Source organism: Thermoanaerobaculum aquaticum (assembly GCF_000687145.1).
GTDB classification, from domain to species: domain Bacteria; phylum Acidobacteriota; class Thermoanaerobaculia; order Thermoanaerobaculales; family Thermoanaerobaculaceae; genus Thermoanaerobaculum; species Thermoanaerobaculum aquaticum.
Genome location: NZ_JMFG01000061.1, coordinates 617 through 1,076, shown reverse-complemented (window position 1 = coordinate 1,076; position 460 = coordinate 617). Strand labels below are relative to the sequence as shown.

At 59.3% G+C, this 460-nt stretch carries 1 pseudogene; it reads left to right on the top strand.

Features of this window, described 5'->3' with window-relative positions:
* Window positions 1–244, top strand: a pseudogene (locus EG19_RS13825) (GSU2204 family CXXCH-containing (seleno)protein); the annotation flags it as partial.
* Between the last annotated feature and the right edge of the window lie 216 nt (window positions 245–460).

Here is a 460-nt window from a genome sequence, read left to right as displayed (position 1 = left end):
CGTGCCGGAAGAGGTCCTGGCCCGCTTGATTGATTCCAACTACGACCTCACCGAAGCCCACACCTACTCCAACCTGGATTCCAAGCGGTGGGATGTGAACTTCACCGCGCTCACCCGGATCTCCCAGGGGCTGGAAGGCCTGCTCTCGTACTCCTACGTGGACTTCAACGACGTGACCCCGTACCTTGCGGATCTTTCCGGCAAGCTCAACGCGGTGCAGGTGGCTCTGCGCTGGACGTTGTAAGTTCGTGACACATTCAATTCCAAAGCCGCCGAGGCTTCTCGGCGGCTTCTTTTTTTGCCAAACCCCTCGTGCCCTGCCCGGGCAGCAGGCGGGACGGGCCCACAAACATGCTGGTGCCCGGGGAGGTAGCTAGGGTTGGAACAGGTGTAAGGGCAGTACAAGTGGCTAAAATACCGCCATGAATTTCGTGACAACCGCATGGATCCCCCCCAGGAA